Origin of the sequence: Xanthomonas sp. 3793, from assembly GCF_024806835.1 — a bacterium.
Taxonomy (GTDB): Bacteria; Pseudomonadota; Gammaproteobacteria; order Xanthomonadales; family Xanthomonadaceae; genus Xanthomonas; species Xanthomonas arboricola_F.
Genome location: NZ_JANTYU010000005.1, coordinates 234,555 through 257,103, shown reverse-complemented (window position 1 = coordinate 257,103; position 22,549 = coordinate 234,555). Strand labels below are relative to the sequence as shown.

Genomic DNA, 22,549 nt, shown 5'->3' with positions numbered 1-22,549 from the left:
CATCGCTGTCTGACGCCCACCATCGTTTGCAGGAGTCCGTGTCGTGTCCAGTTCGCAGTTGATTCTCACCGTCGGCGGCGTGCACGCCGCGCAATTCGGGGCCAGCGCGCAAAAGCGCTTTGCCGGCAGCGGTGGAAGCATTGGCCGTTCCGATGAAAGCGATTGGGTGCTGGCGGCGCCAGGCGTCTCGCGCACGCATGCGGTGGTGCGCTTCCTCAATGGCATGTACTTCATCGAAGACCGCAGCACCAATGGCATGTCGCTCAACGGCGTGGCGCTCACGCGTGCCGATCCTTGCGCGTTGAGCGATGGCGATCGCCTGCAACTGGACAGTTTTGAAATCCAGGTGCAGGTGCACTCCCCGGGCGCCGCGCCGGACCTCGCAGCTGCGTTGGATCCGCTGCCGGACGCCATGGACGACCGCACCCAGGTCGCGCCACCGCCATCGCCGATGCGCACCGCCACGCCTGCGCACGCGTGCGACCTGCTGGACTTCGGTGCGCCGCTTGCTGCGCATCCTGTCACCGACGACCCGCTGGAAGGCCTGCTGCTCGGCAGCACGCCACGCGAGCTCGATCCATTGCGGCTGCTCGACCCGTTACCGGCTCCAGCACCGAGCGTGGGGTCCAGCGCATGGAATCACAGCAACGCCAGTCACGATCACTTCCGTCCGCCTGGCAACGGTGAGGCGCGCGCCACGCTACCGGAGAACTGGGACCTGACGATGGGCGACTTTGCGCCGCCCGCGTCGACGGTCCCTGCGCCACCCGTGGCAGCGTTGGCCTTGCAGAGATCAGGCAGCGCGCCGGCATCGACGCTGGCCGTGCCACCGGAGCTGGAGCGCATCTTCACCATCGTGGTGGATGGCGTCATGGACGTGCTGCGCGCACGCGCCGAGATCAAGAACACCTTTCGCTTGCCGGTGACGGTGATACAGCGCTCGGAGAACAACCCGCTCAAGTTCGCGGCCACCGCCGAAGACGCGCTGCAGAAACTGCTGGCCCCGCCAAGCGCTTCGTTCCTGTCCGGTGTGCCTGCCTTCGAGGACGCCTTCGACGACATCCGCTGCCACCAGATGGCGATGCTGGCGGGCATGCGCGCCGCCTTCGACGCGATGCTGTTCCACTTCAGCCCCGACCGTCTGGAACAGGAGGCCGACGCCGGCGGCAAGCGCCTGAGCTTCGGCGGCAAGGGCCGTTACTGGGAGCGCTACCGCGACAACTTCGAACAACTGCGCGGCGATCCGGACGACTGCTTCCGCCGCCTGTTCGGCGACGAGTTCGCCCGCGCCTACGAAGCCCAGCTGGCGCGCCTGAAGTCGGCACGGCGGCAGCCGCAGCGCTGACGACAACCCGATCCCGCTTTTGTAGGAGCGCGCTTGCGCGCGATGGGGCTGTCGCGACAAGGCCTCATCGCGCGCAAGCGCGCTCCTACGAAATCACCCGTGGCGCTGGTTTTTTGTGGCAGGACGTGCATGCCAATCCGCTGAGACGTTTTGACGGGTGAGTGCGCCGGGCACGCCGCAGAATCGATCCACCGACACGCATCGGCGGTGCGTGGACTGCCCCAGCAGATGCCGTCGGAAACGCATTGCACAACGCGCGCCAACGTAGCTAACGACGCATCGCCAATACCCGCGCCGTCAGGTCGCACGCGATGTAGTGGCCGCGTGCGCTCCAGCTGCGACCGGCTTCTCTCCAGCGAGTGGATCATGCACAACAACAAGGTCGTGTGGAGCGAAGGGCTGTTTCTGCGCCCGCAGCATCTGCAGCAGCAGGAACGCTACCTGGAGCGCTATGTGGATCTGCGTGCGGCGCGGCTGCGGCCGTACGCCTGGGGCCTGAGCGAGCTGGAATGGGAGACCGATCTGCTGGCGGTGGGCAAGCTGGGGTTGCGGCGTGCGCGTGGCGTGTTTGCCGACGGCACGCCGTTCGCGATGCCGGGTGACGATCCGCTACCGGTGGCGCTGGAGGTGGACCCCAACTGCCGCGATCAGATCGTGTATCTCACGCTGCCCTTGCGGGTACCGGCGCAGCCGGAACTGGGGCGTCCGGAATCGCCGGTCGATCAGTTGTTCCGCTACCGCGTGCGTGAGACCGAAAGCGGCGATGCGTCGGGCAGCACCAGCGAGGCGGTGCTGATGGAAGTCGGTGGGCTGAGCACGCGGCTGCTGCCGCAATCGCAGCCACTGGACGGCTTGGACTGTATCGCGGTGGCGCGCATCATCGAATCGCGCTCGGACCGTCAGGTGATCCTCGACCCGCACTTCATTCCCAGTGCGATGGTCTGCCAAGCCGCCTCACGGTTGACCACGTTCCTGACCGAACTGCTTGGCTTGTTGCATCAGCGCGGCGAGGCGCTGGCGGCGCGGGTGACGCTGACCGACCGCGGCGGCGCTGCCGACATCGCCGATTTCCTGCTGTTGCAGGTGATCAACCGCTGGCAACCGCAGATTGCGCACTGGGCCGCCGCACCGTTGGCGCATCCTGAAGAGCTGTTCCGTGCCCTGGTGGGGCTGGCCGGCGAGCTCAGCACCTTTACCGCGCCAGGCAAGCGCCCGCCGGCATGGCCGGCCTATCGGCACGAGGCGCAGCAGGACAGCTTCGAACCGGTGATCGGCGCCTTGCGCTCCAGCCTGAGCGCGGTGCTCGAACAGACCGCCACCCCGTTGCCGATGCAGGCACGCAAGTTCGGCGTGTGGGTGGCGATGGTGCCCGACCCGAGCTTGCTGGACAGCGCCGCGTTCGTCCTCGCCGCAAAGGCCGACATGCCCAGCGAGGAATTGCGCCGGCAGCTGCCCGCGCACGCCAAGATCGGGCCGGTGGAGCAGATCCGCGATCTGGTCAATCTGCAGTTGCCCGGCATCGTGGCAACGCCGATGGCGGTGGCGCCGCGGCAGATTCCGTACCACGCCGGTTACCTGTACTTCGAGTTCGACAAGAGCGCCGCGTTGTGGCGAACCTTGAAGACCTCCGGCGGCATCGCATTCCACTTCGGCAGCGAATTCGCCGGGCTGGACCTGCAGCTGTGGGCGATCCGGAGTTGAGCGCATGAGCCGTTCCATGACCGACATCGATGCCGGCCTGGTTGCGCCGCTTGCGGCCAGCGTGGTGGCTGCCGAAGACACCGACATCAGCGAGTTGCTGGGCCGCAGCGTCAACCCGTTGGTGCAGGCGGCCACGCCGTTGTTGCTGCTGGCGGTGCAATTGCGTCACAGCGCGCAGCTTCCCGACGTGGTCCGTCTGCGCGAGCAGGTGATGGCGCAGATCCGCCGCTTCGAGCAACGCGCCCGCGATGGCGGCGCGCCGGTGGAAGCGGTCACCGCCGCGCGTTACGTGTTGTGCGCCTTGCTCGACGAGGCGGTGCTCAATGCGCCGTGGGGCGAGCGCAGTGGCTGGTCGCAAAAGACCTTGCTGGTGGTCTTTCATGGCGAATCGTACGGCGGCGCCAAGTTCTTCCAGATCCTGGAGCGTCTGTGCGCGGATGTGTCGCGGCATCTGGAATTGATCGAGCTGATGTATCTGTGCCTGGCGCTGGGATTCGTGGGCCGGTATCAGATCGAAGCGGGCGGGCTGGCCAAGCTCGGCGAGATTCAGGACGACCTGTTCCGCCGTATCCGTGCGGCGCGCGGCGCCGCACCCGACAGCCTGGCGCCGCATTGGCGCGGGGTGGAAGACCGCCGCCGGCTGGGCCGCTTCCTGCCGCTGTGGGCCGCTGCGCTGTTGGGGCTGAGCGTGTTGGTGGTGGCCTTCGCGTGGATGCAGACGCGCCTGAACGCATTGTCGGCGCCGATCAGCGCGCAGGTTGCGCAGTGGGGGCTGGCGCCGGCCACACCACCGCAGGCAACGCCGTTGCCGCCGCCGCAGGTGCGTCTGAAACAGTTGCTTGCCACGCAGGAGCGCGCCAGCCTGTTGCGCGTGGATGAGCAGTCCGATGGACAGACGCGCGTGCGCCTGAGCAGCGCGGCGATGTTCGCCTCCGGCGGCGTCGAGGTGGAGCCGGAGCAACGTGGCCTGATCGCACAGATCGCGGCGGCAATCGATCAATTGCCGGGACGGGTGATCGTGGTCGGGCATACCGACGACGTGCCGGTGCGCTCGCTGCGTTTTCAGGACAACTACGCCTTGTCGGGGGCGCGTGCCGAGGCGGTTGCGCAGCTGTTGCGCACGCATCTTGCCACGCCGGGGCGGGTGGAAGCGCTGGGCGCCGGCGACTCGCAACCGGTGGCGCAGCCGGCGCAGCTGCCTGCCAATCGCGCGCGCAATCGCCGCGTCGAGATTCTGTTCCAGCCTGGGGAATGACGATGAAGACGCGGTTGTCCAAGCTGAGTGCCACGTTGGTGGTGAGCGTATTGGCGCTGTGCCTGCTGTCGCTGCTGCTGTGGGTGGGCGGGCCGTATGTCGCCATCGATGGCTGGAGCCCGCTGACCGGCATGGCGGCGCGGCTGTTGGCAATCGTGCTGTTGATCGGGGTGTGGCTGGGGGTGCTGGGATGGCGACGTTGGCGGGCGCAGCGGCGCGCGGCCGGGCTATCCAGCGCATTGGCCGCACCCGGTCGCGACGATGACCGCGAACTGCGCAGCGGGCAGGAGCGCGCGCAATTGCAGGCGCGCTTCCAGCAGGCCATTCAACTGCTGCGCAAGCGCCGCGGTGGCGGCGATCTGTACACGCTGCCGTGGTACGCGTTGATCGGCCCGCCCGGCTCGGGCAAGAGCACCTTGCTGCAGCATTCGGGCCTGCAGTTTCCGCTGGCAGCGCGCATGGGCGATGCGGCGTTGCGCGGGGTGGGCGGCACCCGCGATTGCGAATGGTGGTTTACCGACGAAGCGGTGTTTCTGGATACCGCCGGGCGCTACACCACGCAGGACTCCGACCAGGCCGTCGATGCCGGCGCCTGGCGCGACTTCCTGCGCCTGCTGCGGCGCCATCGCCCGCGCCGGCCGCTCAACGGGGTGCTGGTGACCATGAGCATGTCCGACCTGTTGCTGCTCGACGATGGCGAACGCGACACGCACATGCAGGCGATCCGTCGCCGCCTGGACGAGCTGGCCGAGCAGTTGCAGGCCAGCGTGCCGGTGTACCTGATCTTTACCAAGTGCGATCTGATCGGTGGCTTTGGCGAATTCTTCGACGATCTCACGCCCGGCCAGCGCAGCCAGGTCTGGGGCATGACATTTGCGCTCGCGCACACCCTCGACGGCCGCGCCGCGCGCGGTTTTGCAGAGGAATTCAATCTGCTGCAGCAGCAGTTGAGCGCACGCCTGTTCGAGCGGCTGAATCTGGAGCGCGACCGTTTGCGGCGTGCGACGATCCTGTCGTTTCCGCAGCAGGTGGCCGCGCTTGGCGAACGTGCGCGGCAGTTTGTCGAAGGCACCTTTGCCGGCACCGCCTACGGGCCGGCGCCGCTGCTGCGCGGGGTGTACTTCACTTCCGGCACCCAGGAAGGTACGCCGATCGACCGCATGATGGGCGCGGTGGCACGCACCTTCGGTGTGGACGATGCGCGCGTGCACGCCCCCGGCGCGCAACGCCGCACGTTCTTTGTCGAGCGCTTGCTGCGCGAGGTGGTGCTGCGCGAATCCGGGCTGGCCAACACGCCGCCCACGCAGCAACGCCGCATGGCATGGCTGCAGGCGGCCGCCTATGCCGGCGTTGCGTTGCTGAGCGGCGCGCTGCTGGCCGGGTTGAGCGTCAGTTACCTGGGCAATCGCGCCTATCTCCAACACGTGCGTCAGGCACTGCAGGCACGCCCGGCAGTGCCCGATCCCAACGCCGCCACCAGCATGCCCGAGTACATGGCACGCACGCTGCAGCAGGCTGCGGCCACGCAGGCCGTGGTGCAGGTGGCACGCCAGTATCGCCAGCGCACGCCGTGGTCGCTGCGGATGGGGTTGTTCCAGGGAGCCACGCTGGGCGACGAACTGCAGGCCGGGTATCTGCGCCAGCTCAACGCCACGTTGCTGCCGGCGCTGGCGGTGCGCTTTCGCGATGGTCTGGTCGACAACGCGCAGGCACCGCAGGCCCTTTACTACACGCTCAAGGGGTACCTGATGCTCGGCCAGCCGCAGCATCTGGATCCTGCGCAACTCAGCGCGCTGGCGGCCATCGAGGCCGGCAAACTGTTTCCGCGCGATGTGGCGCAGCAGCAGGCAGTGAGCGCGCACCTGCAGGCCTTGCTGGAGGCTCCCGGGCGCGTGCGTGCGCTGTCGCTGGATGGCGAACGCATCGCACAGGCGCGTGCGAGCCTGCGTGCGGCCGATCTGTCCACGTTGATCTACGGCAACCTGCTGCTGACACCGCCGGCCGGCACGCCGCTGCGCTTGGACAAGGCGCTGGGCTTGCTGGCCGATACCTTCGTGCGGCGCAGCGGCACTGCGCTGTCCACACCGGTGGCGGCGCTGTACACCCAGCCGGTCTTCGCCGGCCTGCAGCGCGATGGCATCGGCCAGGCGGTGGAACGCTTCGGGTGCGACGATTGGGTGTTCGGCGGTGCGCCGCTGGACGCGGCCGCCAAGGCCGCGTTGGTGCGCGAGGTCGGCCAGCGTTACGAGGCCGACTACATCCGCTACTGGGACGCGCTGCTGGCCGATCTGCAATTGCGCCCGGCGGCCGATCTGGCCGGCGCCAGCGCCAGCGCCGCCAGACTGGCCGGCCCCGGCTCGCCGCTACGGTTGTTGCTGGGCGTGGTGGCCGAGCACACCCAGGCGATGGACCGCGCACCGCCGGCAGACCCGGCGCAGCGCGCCGTGGCTGCGGCGGCCGGCAAGGCGGCGGCCAAGGCCAATGCGGCAGCGGCAACGCTGCCTGGCGGCGCTGCGATGAGCGCCGCGCTGGCCACCGCTGCCGATCCTGCCGCCGCCAACGCAGCGCTGCCGGGCGCGGCGATCAGCGAGCACTTCCTGGCGCTCAATGCATTGACTGCCGGTGCACCCGGCAGCACACCGCTGGATCATCTGCTGGGCGTGCTCGATCAACTCGGCAAGCAGTTGCTGGTGGTCTCGCAAGGCGGTGGCGATGCGGCAGCCGCCAACGCGCAACTGGCCCTGGCCCGGCAGGAAATGGCGCAGCTGCCGCCGCCGTTGACCGACTGGCTGCAGACTCTGGCCGGCAGCAGCGCGACCTTGATGACCCAGGGCGCACGCGCCGCGCTGGATGCGCAGGTGCGCCAATCGGTGGGCGAGGTGTGCAGCGATTTCGTACGCGGGCGCTACCCGTTCGATCCGGATGCGCAGGTAGACCTTCCGCTGCAGAATTTTGGCGAATTGTTCGGCACCGGCGGGCGCCTGGATACGCTCTACACCGGCACCGTGCAGCCGCTGCTGGACACGCAGGCGCCGCAATGGCGCTGGAAACAAGGCCCGGATGCGGTGGTTGGCGCGCCCGGACTGCCTGCACAGCTGCAACTGGCGCAGCGCATCCGGCAGAAATACTTTCGCGGCGGCCCGGTGCCGCAGGTGGGCTTTACCGTGCTGGCGCCCACGCTGGGCGAGGGCGTCACCCGGCTGACCCTGGACATCGAAGGCCAGCGGTACGACTACCAGCCCGGTGCGGCGCAAAGCATGCCGATGATCTGGCCCGGCCCGGTGCCGGGGCATGTGTCGATTGCCGCCTTCGGTGCCGATGGCGTGGCGCTGGGCACGCTCGACTATCAAGGCGACTGGGCGCTGTTTCGCGCGTTGCAGGCCGGGCATCTGCAGAACCCGTCCGACCTGCGCTTCGTCGCCAGCTTCGCGCTCGGTGGCCACGACGTGCAGGTGCCGCTGCGCGCGGGCAACCTGCGTCACCCGTTTCTGGACAGCGACGTCCAGCAGTTTGCGTGCGGCGGATGACCATGCCGGCGAGCGATCAGATCGGCTTCCACGGCAAGTTGCCGGGCGTGGGCGACTTCGTGCAGCGGCGCTTGCCGGCCAGCTTCGTGCAACCGTGGGACGCGCACTTTGCCAGCTGCCTGGACAGCGTGCGGCAGCAGCTCGGCGAACGCTGGCCGGGCGCCTATCGCGGCAGCGGTATGCGCGCCTTCGCCTTGGGGCCGGGCGTGTGCGGTCCGCAGGCCTGGGCCGGTGTGCTGGGCCCGGGCGAAGACCGTGTGGGGCGCTGCTTCCCGTTGATCGTGGCGATGCCGGTGCCGCCTGCCTGCCTGCCCGCAGTGGCCTGGTTTGACGCATCGGCGGCGTGCCTGGGCCGTGCGCTGCGCGCGCGCACCGATGCGGTGAGCTTCGACACCGCCGTGCGCGCGCTCGCAGTGCCGGCCACGCCGTCCACCGCGCATGCACCAGCGCATGGCCAGTCGCTGTGGTGGCCGCCGGGCGGCGCTGCGCAGGCGCTCGCAGGCCTGCCCACGGCAGAGCGCTATCTGGACTGGCTGCTCGCCGACGAGGACATCACCGAGGTCACCCGATGAGCGCGCTGTATCAATCTGCGGGGCATACCGAAACCGGCAAGGTGCGCCGGCTCAACGAAGACGCACTGCTGCTGCGCGACGATGCCGGGCTGTGGGTGGTGGCCGACGGCCTGGGCGGCCACAGCGCCGGCGATTACGCCAGCCAGTTGCTGGTGCAGCGGCTGGGCGCATTGGTGCGCCCGCCGGACCTGTGCGACTTCATCGATGCCATCGACGACACCCTGGCGCAGATCAACGCCGAGCTGCTGCAGGTTGCGCGGCAACGCCGCGTGGACATGATCGCCACCACCGTGGTGGTGCTGGTGCACGACCCGGATTTCATGCTGTGCGGCTGGGTCGGCGACAGCCGTATCTATGCGCAACACGGCGGCCTGCTGCGCCAGCTCACCCGCGATCACGTGCACGGCGTGCGCGAGGACATCACCCAGTTCGGTACGGCCCAGGCCGCCGCTGCGGCGGCCGGCGTGCTTACCCGCGCGGTGGGCGCGCAGGAGCCGTTGTTCGTCGACTGGGTGCTGCTGCCGAGTCTGCCGGGTACGCAATTCTTGCTGTGCAGCGATGGCATCAACAAGGAAATCCCCGACCCGGAGCTGGATGCCGAATGCCATCGCTTCGGCGATCCACGCGCGCTGCTGGCGCGGTTGTTCGAACTGGCGATGGGCAGGGCGGCGCGCGACAACGTCACCGCCGTCGTCGTCCGCCTGCAGGAGTGAGCGCATGCACCAAGACACCGCCACCGTGACCGAACTGGTCACCGCCATGCGCACCGGCGCATTGAACCTGGACGCCGTGCTGGCCGCGCTGGGCAAGCGCGCGGCCGTGCCGGATGCCGAATACCGCGACGGCGTGGAAACGCTGTCGCAGTTGCAACGCCAGCAATTGCTGGACGATGTCACCGTCACCACCTTGATGCACCGGCTGGATGCATTGCGCGAGGGCGCAGCGGCAGCGCCGCCAGTAACCTCGCCAGCCGCTGCGCCGTCCGCGCCACCGGTCGACGACGATGCCACCGTGGTGATGCCGCGCCGCGCCGCTGCTGCGCCGGTCGAAGACGACATCACCCGCGTGCAACCGGCGCAGCCGCTGCCCGGCGATCTGCCCAGCCTCACCAGCCTGGGCCTGGGCACCCAGACCGGCGTGGGCACGCAAACCGGCACCGGTACCGGCACTGCAGGTACCGCCAGCCTGTCCAGTTGGCAGCATCTGGCCGAAGCGGCCGGCGGCGACCATGCCAGCGTCGGCAGCCTGCTCAAGGGGCGCTTCCTGCTGGAGCGCGAACTCGGGCGCGGCGGCATGGGCGTGGTGTATCTGGCGCGCGACGAACGCAAGGTGGAAGCGCGCGATCGCGACCCGTGGCTGGCCGTCAAGGTGCTCAGCGACGAGTTCCGCCGTCATCCCGATTCGCTGGTCGCGTTGCAACGCGAAGCACGCCGCTCGCAGAAGCTGGCGCACGACAACATCGTGCGGGTGTACGACTTCGACAAGGATCGCACCCTGGTCTTCATGACCATGGAGTACATCGACGGCAGCGACCTGAAAACGCTGATCCGCGAACAGGCCTACAACGGCATGCCGCTGAAACAGGCCTGGCCATTGATCGACGGCATGGGCCGCGCGCTGATCCGCGCACATGCCGCCGGCGTGGTGCACTCGGACTTCAAGCCCGGCAACGTCATGGTCACCCGCGAAGGCGTGGCCAAGGTGTTCGACTTCGGCATCGCGCGCGCCGGCAAACACGCCGCCGACGTGTCCGGCGAACAGACCGTGTTCGATGCCGCCACGCTCGGCGCGTTGACGCCGGCCTACGCCAGCCTGGAAATGATCCGCGGGCAGGCGCCCACACCGGCCGACGATCTGTACGCGCTGGGCTGCGTGTGTTTCGAACTGCTCACCGGCAGGCACCCGTTCGACAAACTCAGCGCCGAAGTGGCGCTGCGCGATGGCCGTCGCCCGCCGCCGGTGCCCGGCCTGACCCGGCGCCAGTACGCCACGCTGTGCGCCGCGGTGGCGTTCCCGGCGGCGCAACGGTTGAAGCGCGTGGACCAGCTGCTCGACGGCCTGCGCCAGGTGCCGCTGCGCGAACGCGCGCTGCCTTTGCTCGGCTACGGCGCCGCCGCGCTGGCGGTGCTGGGCACGGGCGGGTGGGGTGTGCAGCGCTACCTGCATCAGCAGCATCTGGCCGAGGTCATCGCACGCTTCGGCGCGCAGGACCCGCAGCACTATCGCGACGAAACCCAGGCCATGCATGCGCTGTCCAGCCTGGAGCCGGACGACCGTCGCCGCCTGCTTACCGACCGCAGCGATCTGATCGAAGATTTCCTGCTGCGTCGTCTGGACACGTTGTGGAATCCGGCCAACGGCCGCGACGATTACCGCGGCGCGCTGCAGGTCTTTGCCCTGCGTGATCGCTTGCGGCTGTATTCGCCGGCGCTGGATGCGCGCCGGCAGACCATCGAGCGCGAGAAGAACCAGCGCCTCAATGCGCTGGACACCACGCTCAATCGTCAACTCGACGCCGGACTGTTGTTCCGCAACCAGGCCGACAACGCCCTGGCCACGCTCGACCAGGTGCGCCGCATCGACCCGGGCAGCAGCTTGTTGCATCACGCCGCGCTGGAAGTACGGCTGGATGACGCCGTTGCGCAGGCGGTTGCGGCGGGGCAGCTCACCAGCGCGCGGGCCGAGATCGATCAGGCGCGCGCCGCCTTCCCCGAGTCGTTGCGCCTGCAATTGCGCAGCGCCGAGGTCGCGGTGGCCGAGCAGCAAGCCAAACGCAGCGCGGTGGCTGCATTGCCGCGCGATGCCAGCAGCGCACGTCAGACGCTGGCAGCGGATCTGGCACGCCCGGGCACCGATCCGGCCTGGCGCGGTCGCATCGCGGCTGCACTGGCCGCCTTGCCGGCCACCGAGCGCAGCAGACAGGCCAGCGCAGTGGCCGCGGCCATCAGCGGCGTGGTCGCCCCGCAAAGCGACCCGGCGCAGCTGGCCGGCGCGCAGGCCCTGGTCGACTTCGGGCTGGAGCTGGCTCCGCAATCCAGCACCTTGCTCGCCCAGCGCACACGTTTGCAGACACTGGATCAACAGCTGCAACAGGCACTGGCACGCGAAAGCGCCGAGGCCGAAGTGGAAGGGCGGGTGGAATCGCTGCGCCGCGCTGCCGCCGCCAACGATCTGGGCAAAACCCGCGATGCCTTGGCGCGTATCCGCACGCTGCAACCGAGCCATCCATTGCTGGGCAGCGAAGGCCCGCAACTGCTCTCGCAGGTGTATCGCAACAACGCCGGCGATGCGTTCGCGCAGGGCCGTTATGCACAGGCCGCCGACCTGCTTGCGCAAGCAGTGCAGATGCTCGGCCAACGTGCCGAACTGCGTAGTGCGCAGGCACGCTACGCGGCGATCGCGGCGGTGATGAGCGCCGCCAATCTGCCGGCCAACCAACGCCAGCAACTGGGGCAGCGCCTGCAGGCCCTGTATCGCAGCGATGCCACTGCGATGGCGCAACTGGAAGCGCAGATGAAAGCCGCCGGGCAACTGCCCGAAGGCACGCTGTCCGCACGCCTGCAACGTGCGCCTGCCGTCGATGCGCCCGCATCCGACAGCGTGCCCGCCGGCAGCGCCACCGATGCAACGGCGCCCACCTCGACAACAAAACCAGCGCGCGGCAAATCCACGGCCAAGCCCACCAATGCCACCACCGGTGCAGCGCGCGGCACCACGGCTACTGCCACCTTGCCCGTAAGCGTGGACGACGACACCAGCCTGCCGCCGGTGCCTACCGGCCCTGACCCCTGCGGCGGTGCCGGCCTGCCCGGCCGTGGCGCGGCCTGTTTCGATACGCTGGGCGACACCCGCGGCCCGATGCTGGTGGTGGTGCCCGGCATCGGCGGCGGCAAGCCGTATGCGCTGTCGCGCGGCGAGGTGGCGGTGGCCGATTTCAACCTGTTCTGCCAGGCCACCGGCCGCTGCACCGCGCAGGCCGCCAGCACGCCCGAACTGGCGCGTGCACCGGTGCGCAACATCAGCCTGACCCAGGCCCGTGCCTATCTGCGCTGGTTGACCATCGGCAGCGGCGGCTGGCGCTATCGCCTGCCCAGCGATGCCGAATGGCTGCATGCCGCGCAGGCCGCGGCCAACTGGCGCCAGGCCGAGGACAGCAACTGCGTGCCGCCCACCGCCAGCGCCGCCGATACGGTACGCGCGCCGGTGTCGGCGCGCGGCCGCGATGCCAATCCCTGGGGGCTGATCAACCTCACCGGCAATGTCTGGGAGTGGGTCTCCAGCGGCGCGGGCGTGCAGGCGCGCGGCGGCAGCTTCGCCAGTTACTGGTCCGATTGCACCGTGCAGGCCAGCCGCGCCGACAACGGCTCGGCGCAACCGGACGTGGGCTTTCGCGTGCTGCGGGAGCTGCCATGAGCGGCAGCACGCAGCACCCGGCCAACGCCCAGCTGCATGCGCTGGCCCAGGCGCACCAGCTGGGCCAGATCGATCGCGCGCAGTACCGCGCCCGTCGGCGCAGCGTGCTGGACGCCGCGCGCCAGGCGCAGGGGACGACCTTGCGCAACCCGCAGCCGCGGCTGCTTGACGACCGCTCCAGCCCGCCGCGGCAGCGTGATCGCGTCAGCCAATTGCGCAGTCGTGCCACGGCAATTGTCGTAACAGTGACCGTCGTCGCACTAATGTTGCTAACATTCCATAAATGTACGCCAGGGTTCGACCGGCGTTCAGTCAGAGGCGAGCACAACCACGCCGATCTCCATGCAGGCATGCCGACCGCCGCATGCGCAGCACGGGACGTGGGGTCTGCGCGACAACGGATGTTTTCAGGGGTAAGTGACGTATGCGTATGACGTGTCTGGCCGCGGCGCTGTCCGCGTGCCTGTTGCTGGCCGCACCTGCGCGGGCGCAGGACCACAGCGCCTCCGATGTCGCGCCCGCAGGCGCCGCCACGCTGCCGGCGGTGAAGGATCGCGGCGATGCCGCAGCCACCTTGCCCGTGCGCGGCTTTCGCGTGCGCGATGTGGGCAACTACCCCGAGGCGGGCATCGATCCGGCGCGCGTGCAGGCGGTGGCCGATGCCGCGTTCGCCGCGCTGGCGCAGGGCCAGCCGGTGGTGGCGCTGCGCTTCGACCAGCTGCAGGCGGTGGCCGACACCGTCACCCAGGCCTATCGCAGCGCCGGCTTCATCGTCAGCACCGCCTACCTGCCGGCGCAGACCCCCGGCCCGGACCAGGTGATCGAGATCCGCGTGCTCGAAGGCCGGATCGGCCAGGTCACCGTGCAAGGTGCTGCGCGCTATCGCGGCAACACCTTGTCGGCGCCGCTGCGCCAGCTGCAGGGCCGCCCGCTGCGCAAGCAGGACGTGGACACCGCGCTGCTGTACGCACGCGATCTGCCCGGTGTGTCGCTATCGTCGGTACTGCAACCGGGCCAGAACGCCGGCGAGACCGACGTGGTCCTGGTCGCCAGCGAAGCCGCGCGCCCGTACGTGATCAGCCTGGGCGGCAACAACTACGGCACCGAACTCACCGGCCGCTATCGCGCCCAGGCCGGCATCACCTGGAACAGCCCGCTCGGGCTGGGCGATGTGTTCGCCGCCAACTACGCCTATTCGTTGGCGCCGCGGCAGAGCCAGATCGGTGCGTTGTCGTATGCGCTGCCGGTAGGGCAGGTGTCGGGCCTGAGCGCGGTGGTCGGCGCCAGCCGCAGCGAGCTGGAGGTGCGCAACGGCGTGTTCGCCCGGCTCGGCCTCAAGGGCCCCACGTCGGTGGTGTATGCCGGCGCCGACTGGAAATTCATCAACCACGATCTGCTGCAGCTGCAAGGCTCGGCGCGCTACCTGCGCGAGAAATCGCGGCTGGATGCGGCCGGCGTCACGCTGTCGGACCAATCCTTCGACGTGGCCGAACTCGGCGCCTCGCTGCGCCGCACCGATCTGCGCTGGCGCGGCGTGGACCTGCTGCAGCTCAGCGTGCGCCAGGCCTTGCGCGATGGCTCGGCCGATCCGGATCTGGTCAGCCCCGACCGCGACAGCCACTTCACCCTGACGCGGTTGTCCTACACGCGCCTGCAATACCTCAGCCGCACCCAGCGCCTGTATTTCAAGTTCAGCGGCCAATACAGCGACGACACGCTGGCGCCGCTGGAGCAGTTCGCCGTGGGCGGGCCGGACAGCGTGCGCGCCTATCCGGTGTCCGATGCATTGGGCGATCGCGGCTATTACGCCGCGCTGGAATATCACGTCGATGCGCCCGGCTTTGCCGATGCCGCCTCGCCGTTCAACGGCCGCCCGTGGCGCGAACTGCTGGAGCTGGACGTGTTCGCCGACCACGCGCGCGTCTACGCGGCCAACGGTGCGGTCGCGCCATCCACGTTCGATGCCGCCGGCGTCGGTTTCACCTTCCGCCTGCCGCAGTACGCCAATTTCGAATGGCGCCTCACCGCCGCACTGCCGACCGGAAGCCGCGATGCGTCCGATGGACGCGACGACGCCCGCATCTACACGCGTTTCGGCTTCACCTTCTGAGGGATCTGCGCATGCACGCCAACCACATCGCTTCCATCGTTGCAGCCCGCAGCTCCGAACGCCTGCTGCGTCGATCGCCACTGGCGCTGGCGCTGGCCGCCGCGTTCACGCTCAGCGCGCCTGCCGTCGCGCAGGTGGCCAGCACGCAACTACCCACCGGCGGCAGCATCGCCGGCGGCACCGGCACCATCAACGCGCCCAGCGGGGCCAGCCAGGTCATCACCCAGACCTCCAACCGCATGGCGCTGAACTGGTCCACGTTCGACATCGGCTCGGCGGCCACGGTGACCTTCAACCAGCCATCCTCCAGCGCGGCCGTGCTCAACCTGGTCCAGGGCGGCAATCCCACGCAGATCTTCGGCAATCTCAATGCCAACGGTCAGGTGTTCTTGATCAACACCAACGGCATGATTTTCGGCAGCACCGCGCAGATCAATGTCGGCGGGCTGGTGGCCAGCACCCTGGGAGCCACCGCTTCGGACTTCATGAGCGGCAACGATGTGCTCGATGCCGGCGGCAACACGGTCGCGCTGATGTCCAATGCCGGCACCATCACCGCCGCCGCCGGCGCCGTCGACCTGATCGGCGGCAAGGTGGCCAACAGCGGCACCATCACCGCCAGCGCCGGCAACATCAACCTGGTCGGCGCCGACAAGGTCACCCTCAGTTTCGAGAGCGGCGGGTTTGCGGTGGTCATCGACAAAGCGCTGCAATTGCAGTTGGACCAGTTCGCGGTGGACAACTCCGGCAGCCTGATCGCGCCGGGCGGCACCATCTCGCTGAGCGCGCGCGCGGCACGGGGCGTGTTCGACTCGCTGGTCAACAACAGCGGCGTTGTCCGCGCTGCGGGCCTGTCCGGCGGTAGCGACGGCAGCGTCTCGCTGGTGGCCAATGGCGGCGGCAGCAACGGCATCGTCGGCAATGGCACCATCGATGCCGGCAGCGGTGCCATCAGCTATGTCAGCGACGTTGGCGTGCAGCAGGGCGGCGTGCTGACCGCTGGCACCTTCTTCGGCAGCATCGGCGGCAATGCCAGCTTCAGCGGCGCCAACCGGATCGCCAACCTGGGATTCCTGGATGTGTCCGGCAATCTGGGCCTGACCAATAGCATCGATCTGGCCCAACAGGGCGCGTTGACGGTGGGCGGTACCAGCAACTTCTCGCTGGGCAGCCAGGCGCTCACGCTGACCGATGGCGGCAACGATTTCGCTGGCGCCGTCAGCCTGACCAGTGGCGCCACCCGGATCACCGATAGCGGCGCACTGAGCCTGGGCACGCTGGCCACCGGCAACCTCACCGCCACCAGTACCGGTACGCTCAATCTCGGCAGCGGCAGGGTCACCGGCGCCCTCGGCGCGACCAGCAACAATGGCGCGATCCAGCAGGCTGGCAATGCCGGCCTCACCGTCACCGGTAGCAGCGATCTGCGGGCCGGCACGGGAGCCATCACGCTGACCATTGCAGGTAACGATTTCCAGCAGGCGGTCAGCCTGCGTGGCGGCGCCACCCAGATCACCGACAGCGGCGCACTGACCCTGGGCACGCTGGCCACCGGAAACCTCACCGCCACCAGCAGCGGTGCGCTGAATCTTGGCAGTGGCGCGGTGACCGGCGCGCTCGTTGCCACCAGCAATGGTGGGCAGATCAGCCAGGCCGGCGCATTGACGGTGGGCGGCACCAGCACGCTCGATTCCGGCAGCGCGAGCACCGCGCTGACCGCGGTCGGCAACGACTTCGTGGGCGCGCTCACGCTGACCGGTACCGGCATTGCAGTACGCGATGCCAACGATCTCACCATCGCCGGGCTCACCAACGGCAGCAACGGCGCCGTCGCGCTCACCGCCGGCGGCGCGCTCAGCCTGCCCGCGCAGGCCATTGCCACCGGCACCGGCGCCCTGTCGCTGAGTGCGCTCGGCGGCGGGCTCAGCACCGCGGGTGCACTGTCCGGCAATCAGGTCAACCTGCGTGCGCGCGATGCGCTGAACCTTGGCCACAGCATCCAGGCCAGCGGCAACCTGCTGCTGACCAGCGACACCGGGGCGATCACCCAGACCGCCGGCCTGCTCGCTGTCACCGGCACCACCGACGCCACAGCGGCAGCGGGCACCGGCGCCATCAGCCTGAACGGTGCCGGCAACGATTTCGGCGGCGCGGTCTCGCTCACCGGCCGCACGGCGCTGGTCAACGACAGCAACGCGCTCACCCTGGGCGCCATCACCACCACCGCGCTCACCGCCACCAGCCACGGCGACTTGAACCTGGGCCAGGGCAGCATCGGCGGCAGCGTCACTGCCAACAGCAATGGCGGCGCCATCATCCAGGGCGGCGCACTGACCCTCACCGGACCTGCAACGCTCAATGCAGGCAGCGGCGCGATCGCACTGGACAACGGCGGCAACGATTTTCAGGGCGGGCTGACCCTGGTCGGCACCGGCATCGCGGTCAGCGACCGCGACACGCTCACCGTGACCTCGCTCACCGCCGGTAGCGGCGGGGACGTCACTCTCACCGCCGGCGTCGACCTGGTGCTGCCAACGCAGGCCATCGATCTCGGCGCAGGCAATCTGCGGCTGAGCGCGCAGGGCGGCGCGCTGGCGACCAAGGGCGCGCTCAGTGCCAACCAGATCAGCCTGAACGCACGCGACGGGCTGACCCTGGACCACGACATCGATGCCGACAGCACCCTGGCGCTGACCGCCACCAATGCGGCCATCACCCAGGGCGGTGGTGCGATCAGCGCTGGCGCGCTCGGCACCGTCAACGCCGGCACCGGTGCGATCTCGCTGCTCGGTCCGGGCAACGATTTCAAGGCCGGACTGGACCTGACCGGTGGCGCCATCGGTATCTACGACCGCAACGACCTGTCCATCGTCTCGCTGACCAGCGCCGCCAACAGCGCGGTCGCGCTCACCGCCGGCGGCACCCTGAGCCTGCCGGCGCAATCGATCGACACCGGCAGCGCCACGCTGCAGCTGCGTTCGGACAACGGCAGCGTATCCACCGCCGGTGCGCTGCGCGGTCGCAATGTCAGCCTCAACGGGCGCAACGGCATCACGCTGTCGCATGACATCACCACCAGCGGCAACCTGCAGCTGGGCACCACCGGCGCTGCGCTTACCCAGCTCTCCGGCACGCTCGCCATCGGTGGCACCACCTCGGTCGATGCCGGCAGCGGCGCGGTGGTGTTGAACGGCGCATCCAACGCGTTCACCGGTGCGCTGTCGGTGACCGGTGGCGCGGTACAGATCAACGCGCTCGGCGCCTTGACCCTGGGCAGCTTCAACGCCAACGCGCTGACGCTGCGCAGCGGCGGTGCGCTGAGCTTTGGCCAGGGCAGCGCAACCACCACGCTGACCGCCACCAGCGCCAGCGGCGGCATCACCCAGACCGGCGGGCTTGCAGTGGGCGGTGCAGCGCAGTTCAACGCCGGCACCGACAACATCACCCTGAATGCGAGCGACAACGACTTCGGCGGTGCAGTGGGTCTGAGCGGCAACGCCGTGCAGGTGGTCGATCGCGATCGGCTTACCCTGGGCAACAGCAGCGTCGGCAGCCTGCTGGTCAACAGCAACAACACCGCCATCGACCAGCAAGGCGCGCTGACCGTCAGCGGCAGCAGCCGCTTCGATGCCGGCAGCGGCAGCATCACGCTGACCGATGGCGCCAACAATTTCACCGGCACGGTGAATCTGAGCGGCGGCGCCGTGCAGGTGGTCGATGCCAACACACTCAGGCTTGGCAACCTCAACACCGGCGTGCTCACCGTCACCAGCACCGGCGCGTTGAACCTGGGCACCGGCAGCACCGGCGCCTTGACCGCCACCAGCAACAATGGCGCCATCACCCAGGCCGGCGCGCTCACCGTCAATGGGCTTGGCAGCATCGACGCCGGCAGCGCCACGGTTGCACTGACCGACATCGGCAATCATTTCGCCGGCACGCTCAATCTCACCGGCGGCGCAACGCAGATCGTCGATACCAGCACGCTTACTCTGGGCAGCCTCAACACCGGCGCGCTCAGCGTCAGCAGCAACGGTGCGTTGAATCTGGGCACCGGCAGCATCGGCAGCCTGACCGCGAGCAGCAACAACGGCGCCATCACCCAGACCGGTGCGCTCACCGTCACTGGCGCAAGCAATGTCAACGCCGGCAGCGGCACGATTGCGTTGACCGATGCCAACAACGAGTTTCAGGGCGCGCTCGGCCTGACCGGCAACGGCATCGCCGTGACCGACCGCAGCCTGCTGCAGGTCTCTTCGATCAATGGCAACACCAGCGGCGACATTGCGCTCACTGCGCAGACACTCGACCTGCCTGCATCGGCGATCTCCGCCGGCACCGGCAGCCTGACGCTCACCTCCACCGGCAGCGCGTTCAGTACCGGCGGCGCTCTGAGCGGCGCCAACGTCGTGCTCACTGCGCGCGACGGCCTGACCCTGGCGCACACCGTCAATGCCGGCAACGCGCTGACCCTGCGCACCACCAATGCCGCAATCAACCAGACCGGCGGCCAATTGCTGGTCGGCGGCGCCACCACCGTCAACGCAGGCTCTGGCGCCATCGCACTGGCCAATGCCAACGACTTCACCGGCGCCGTGGCGCTCACCGGCGGCGCAACGCAGATCGTCGATACCAACACGCTTACCCTGGGCAACCTCAACACCGGCGCGCTCACCGTCAGCAGCACCGGTGCGTTGAATCTGGGCACCGGCATCACCGGCGCCTTGACCGCCACCAGCAACAACGGCGCCATCACCCAGACCGGTGCGCTTACCGTCACTGGCGCAAGCAATGTCAATGCCGGCAGCGGCACGATTGCGCTGACCGATGCCAACAACGAGTTTCAGGGCGCGCTCGGCCTGACCGGCAACGGCATCGCCGTGACCGACCGCAGCCTGCTGCAGGTCTCTTCGATCAATGGCAACACCAGCGGCGACATTGTGCTCACTGCGCAGACGCTCGACCTGCCTGCATCGGCAATCTCCGCCGGCACCGGCAGCCTGACGCTCACCTCCACCGGCAGCGCGTTCAGTACCGGCGGCGCTCTGAGCGGTGCCAACGTCGTGCTCACTGCGCGCGACGGCCTGACCCTGGCGCACACCGTCAATGCCGGCAACGCGCTGACCCTGGGCACCACCAATGCCGCAATCAACCAGACCGGCGGCCAGTTGCTGGTCGGCGGCGCCACCACCGTCAACGCAGGTTCCGGCGCCATCGCACTGGCCAATGCCAACGACTTCACCGGCGCCGTGGCGCTCACCGGCGGCGCGACGCAGATCGTCGATACCAACACGCTCACCCTGGGCACGCTCAACACCAGTGCACTCAGCGTCACCAGCAACGCTGCGTTGAACCTCGGCCAGGGCACCGTCAACGGCGCACTCGCCGCCACCAGCAACGGCAGTGTCATCAATCAAACCGGCGCGCTCACCATCAACGGCGCAAGCAACCTCAACGCCGGTAGCGGCGCGATCGCGTTGACCGATGCCAACAACGATTTCGTCGGTGCCGTCGCCGCCACCGGCGATGGCATTGCCTTGGTCGACCGTAACGACCTGCAACTCGCCGCCGTGCAAGGCACCGGCGATGGCGCGGTATCGCTGGATGCCGGCGGTGCGCTGCTGTTGACCTCCACAGTCGACACCGGCAGCGGTGCGCTCGATGCGATCGCGCGCGGCGGCACGCTCACCACCACCGGTGCGCTGCGTGGTGGCGACGTGCAGCTCAGCGGTGCAAACGGCATCGTGCTTGGCAATCGCATCGCTGCGTCCGGCGGCCTGGCGTTGCGCAGCAACAACGCGGCGATCACCCAGAGCGCGGGCACGCTGCAGGTGGCAGGCAACAGCAGCGTCGATGCCGGCAGCGGCGCGATCGTGCTGGATGCCGCCGGCAACGACTTCCAGGGCCTGCTTGCGCTCAGCGGTGGTGCCACGCGGGTGCGCGATGCCAATGCGCTGACGCTGGGTGCGCTGACCACCGGTGCGCTCGATGTCGCCAGCAACGGTGCGCTCAACCTGGGCTTTGGCCTGGTCAATGGCGATCTGGATGCCGCCAGCAACGGCGGTGCGGTGTCGCAGACCGCTGCGCTGACCGTGACCGGCGCTGCCCGTATCAACAGTGCCGGCGCTTCCATTGCGCTTGCCGATGCCGGCAACGATTTCCAGTCGGCAGTGAACCTCAGCGGTGGCGACACCCGCGTGGGCGATCGCAATGGGCTGACGTTGGGCAACCTGGACGTGGGCACGCTGGATGTCGCCGGCGGTGCCGGTCTTGACCTGGGCCAGGGCCGTATCGGCGGCACCCTGGTGGCACGTAGCGGCAGCAATGGAGCCGGCGGCACCGGCAGGCTGACCGCGCAAGCGGTGTCGCGTCCTGCGGCAACCGACACCGGCATCACCCAGCAAGGCGCGTTGACGGTCGTGGGCACCAGCGTGCTCGACGCCGGCACCGGTGCCATCGTGCTCACCGACGCCGGCAACGATTTCCAGGGCAGCGTGCAGGCCAATGGCGGCAGCATCGCCCTGGTCGATCGCAACGACCTGGCCGTGGCGGCGCAGGCGAGCGGTGCGGTCGCGCTGCAGGCTGGCGGCCAGCTCTCCACCAGCGGTGCGATCGCCGGCAACGCGGTTGCGTTGAGCAGCGGCGGCGCCCTGCAGCTGGGTCACGACGTCAGCAGTGCCGGCAACCTCGGCATGCGCAGCGGCGGTGCCATCACCCAGAGCGGCGGCAGCCTGCGCGCAGCGCACCTCAGCGGCAGCGCCACCGGCGCGGCCACGCTGACCGGCGCCGGCAATGCCATCGGCACGCTCGGCGCTTTCAGTGCGCAAGGCCTGGACGTGGTCAGTGCCGGCGCATTGCAGGTCAGCGGGCGCGTGGACGGCGGCAACCTGTTGCGGCTGCGCAGCGGCGATGCGTTGCTGCTGGATGGTCAGCTCAGTGCCGCGACCACCTGGCTGCAGGCGGCTGCCGGCATCCGCCAGCGCGCCGGCAGCACGATCGGCACCAACCTGCTCAGCGGCAGCGCCGGTGGCCCGGTGCTGCTGGGCGATGCCACCACCTTCATCGACAACCGCGTGGTGCGGCTCGGCGATTTCACCGCCAGCAATGGCTTCAGCCTCACCAACGCGGGCGACCTCACGCTGGTGCTGGCCAATGGCAGTTCCTACAGCGTGGACGCCGGCAACAGCGCGTTGTTGCTGTCGGTGCGGGGCGACCTGCTGCAGGAAGGCCGCGCGCCCCTGCGCGATGGCACCGGCAACTTCTCCGCCACCGGCCGCATCGGCACCCAGCAGGACCCGATCTACCTGATCGGCACCGGCGCCCAGGTGATCGGCGCGGTGGGCGCGCCACCGGCGTACTTCAACGCCACCACCGCCGAGGGCGGGCTGCTCGACCTGAGCGGCGGCTCCAGCTTCAACGTCCCGGCCTCGGCGTTTGCCGGTCGCGCGCAGAGCTCGGCCAGCCGCACCATCGCCTTCGTCGACCTGTCCGCCAGCGGGACGCCGTATCGCGCCTTCGGCCTGGTCCGTCCCGGCCTGCGTCTGCCCGACGACCAGCAACCGGCCTGCGACGCCGGCGACCCGGACGCGGTCTGCACCCCGCAATAAGCCCAGCGCCGCCGCCCAC

Annotated in this window: 9 protein-coding genes and 1 pseudogene; all 10 read left to right on the top strand. The window is 69.1% G+C overall.

Features of this window, described 5'->3' with window-relative positions:
- Positions 1-43: 43 nt before the first annotated feature.
- The 10 genes and pseudogenes from tagH (at position 44) to FHY18_RS17690 (ending at position 22,530) form a co-directional block, all read left to right on the top strand.
- The gene (gene tagH / locus FHY18_RS17735) at positions 44-1,345 is read left to right on the top strand and encodes a type VI secretion system-associated FHA domain protein TagH (protein ID WP_259157410.1); all 1,302 of its coding nucleotides are present in this window, start codon (positions 44-46) and stop codon (positions 1,343-1,345) included.
- Between the two features lie 366 nt (positions 1,346-1,711).
- Complete coding sequence (tssK, locus tag FHY18_RS17730; RefSeq protein ID WP_259157408.1) at positions 1,712-3,046, top strand: type VI secretion system baseplate subunit TssK; 1,335 nt, start codon at positions 1,712-1,714, stop codon at positions 3,044-3,046.
- Positions 3,028-4,301, top strand: a pseudogene (icmH, locus tag FHY18_RS17725) (type IVB secretion system protein IcmH/DotU). The gene tssK and the pseudogene icmH overlap by 19 nt, the downstream one beginning before the upstream one ends.
- Positions 4,298-7,828, top strand: coding sequence for a type VI secretion system membrane subunit TssM (gene tssM, locus FHY18_RS17720; RefSeq protein ID WP_259157406.1), 3,531 nt, complete (start codon positions 4,298-4,300; stop codon positions 7,826-7,828). Before icmH ends, tssM begins: the two are co-directional and overlap by 4 nt.
- Positions 7,825-8,400, top strand: coding sequence for a type VI secretion system-associated protein TagF (gene tagF, locus FHY18_RS17715; protein ID WP_259157405.1), 576 nt, complete (start codon positions 7,825-7,827; stop codon positions 8,398-8,400). The genes tssM and tagF overlap by 4 nt, the downstream gene beginning before the upstream one ends.
- Positions 8,397-9,113 carry a PP2C family serine/threonine-protein phosphatase gene (locus tag FHY18_RS17710; protein WP_259157402.1) on the top strand — a complete coding sequence of 239 codons (717 nt, stop codon included), beginning with the start codon at positions 8,397-8,399 and terminating at the stop codon, positions 9,111-9,113. The genes tagF and FHY18_RS17710 overlap by 4 nt, the downstream gene beginning before the upstream one ends.
- A 4-nt stretch (positions 9,114-9,117) precedes the next feature.
- A complete protein-coding gene (locus FHY18_RS17705; RefSeq protein ID WP_259157400.1) occupies positions 9,118-12,813 on the top strand; it encodes a bifunctional serine/threonine-protein kinase/formylglycine-generating enzyme family protein in 3,696 nt (1,231 codons plus the stop codon).
- Positions 12,810-13,247, top strand: coding sequence for a hypothetical protein (locus FHY18_RS17700; RefSeq protein ID WP_259157398.1), 438 nt, complete (start codon positions 12,810-12,812; stop codon positions 13,245-13,247). Before FHY18_RS17705 ends, FHY18_RS17700 begins: the two co-directional genes overlap by 4 nt.
- Positions 13,244-14,923 carry a ShlB/FhaC/HecB family hemolysin secretion/activation protein gene (locus tag FHY18_RS17695; protein ID WP_259157396.1) on the top strand — a complete coding sequence of 560 codons (1,680 nt, stop codon included), beginning with the start codon at positions 13,244-13,246 and terminating at the stop codon, positions 14,921-14,923. Before FHY18_RS17700 ends, FHY18_RS17695 begins: the two co-directional genes overlap by 4 nt.
- A gap of 11 nt (positions 14,924-14,934) precedes the next feature.
- A complete protein-coding gene (locus FHY18_RS17690) occupies positions 14,935-22,530 on the top strand; it encodes a filamentous hemagglutinin N-terminal domain-containing protein (RefSeq protein ID WP_259157395.1) in 7,596 nt (2,531 codons plus the stop codon).
- Positions 22,531-22,549: the final 19 nt, after the last annotated feature.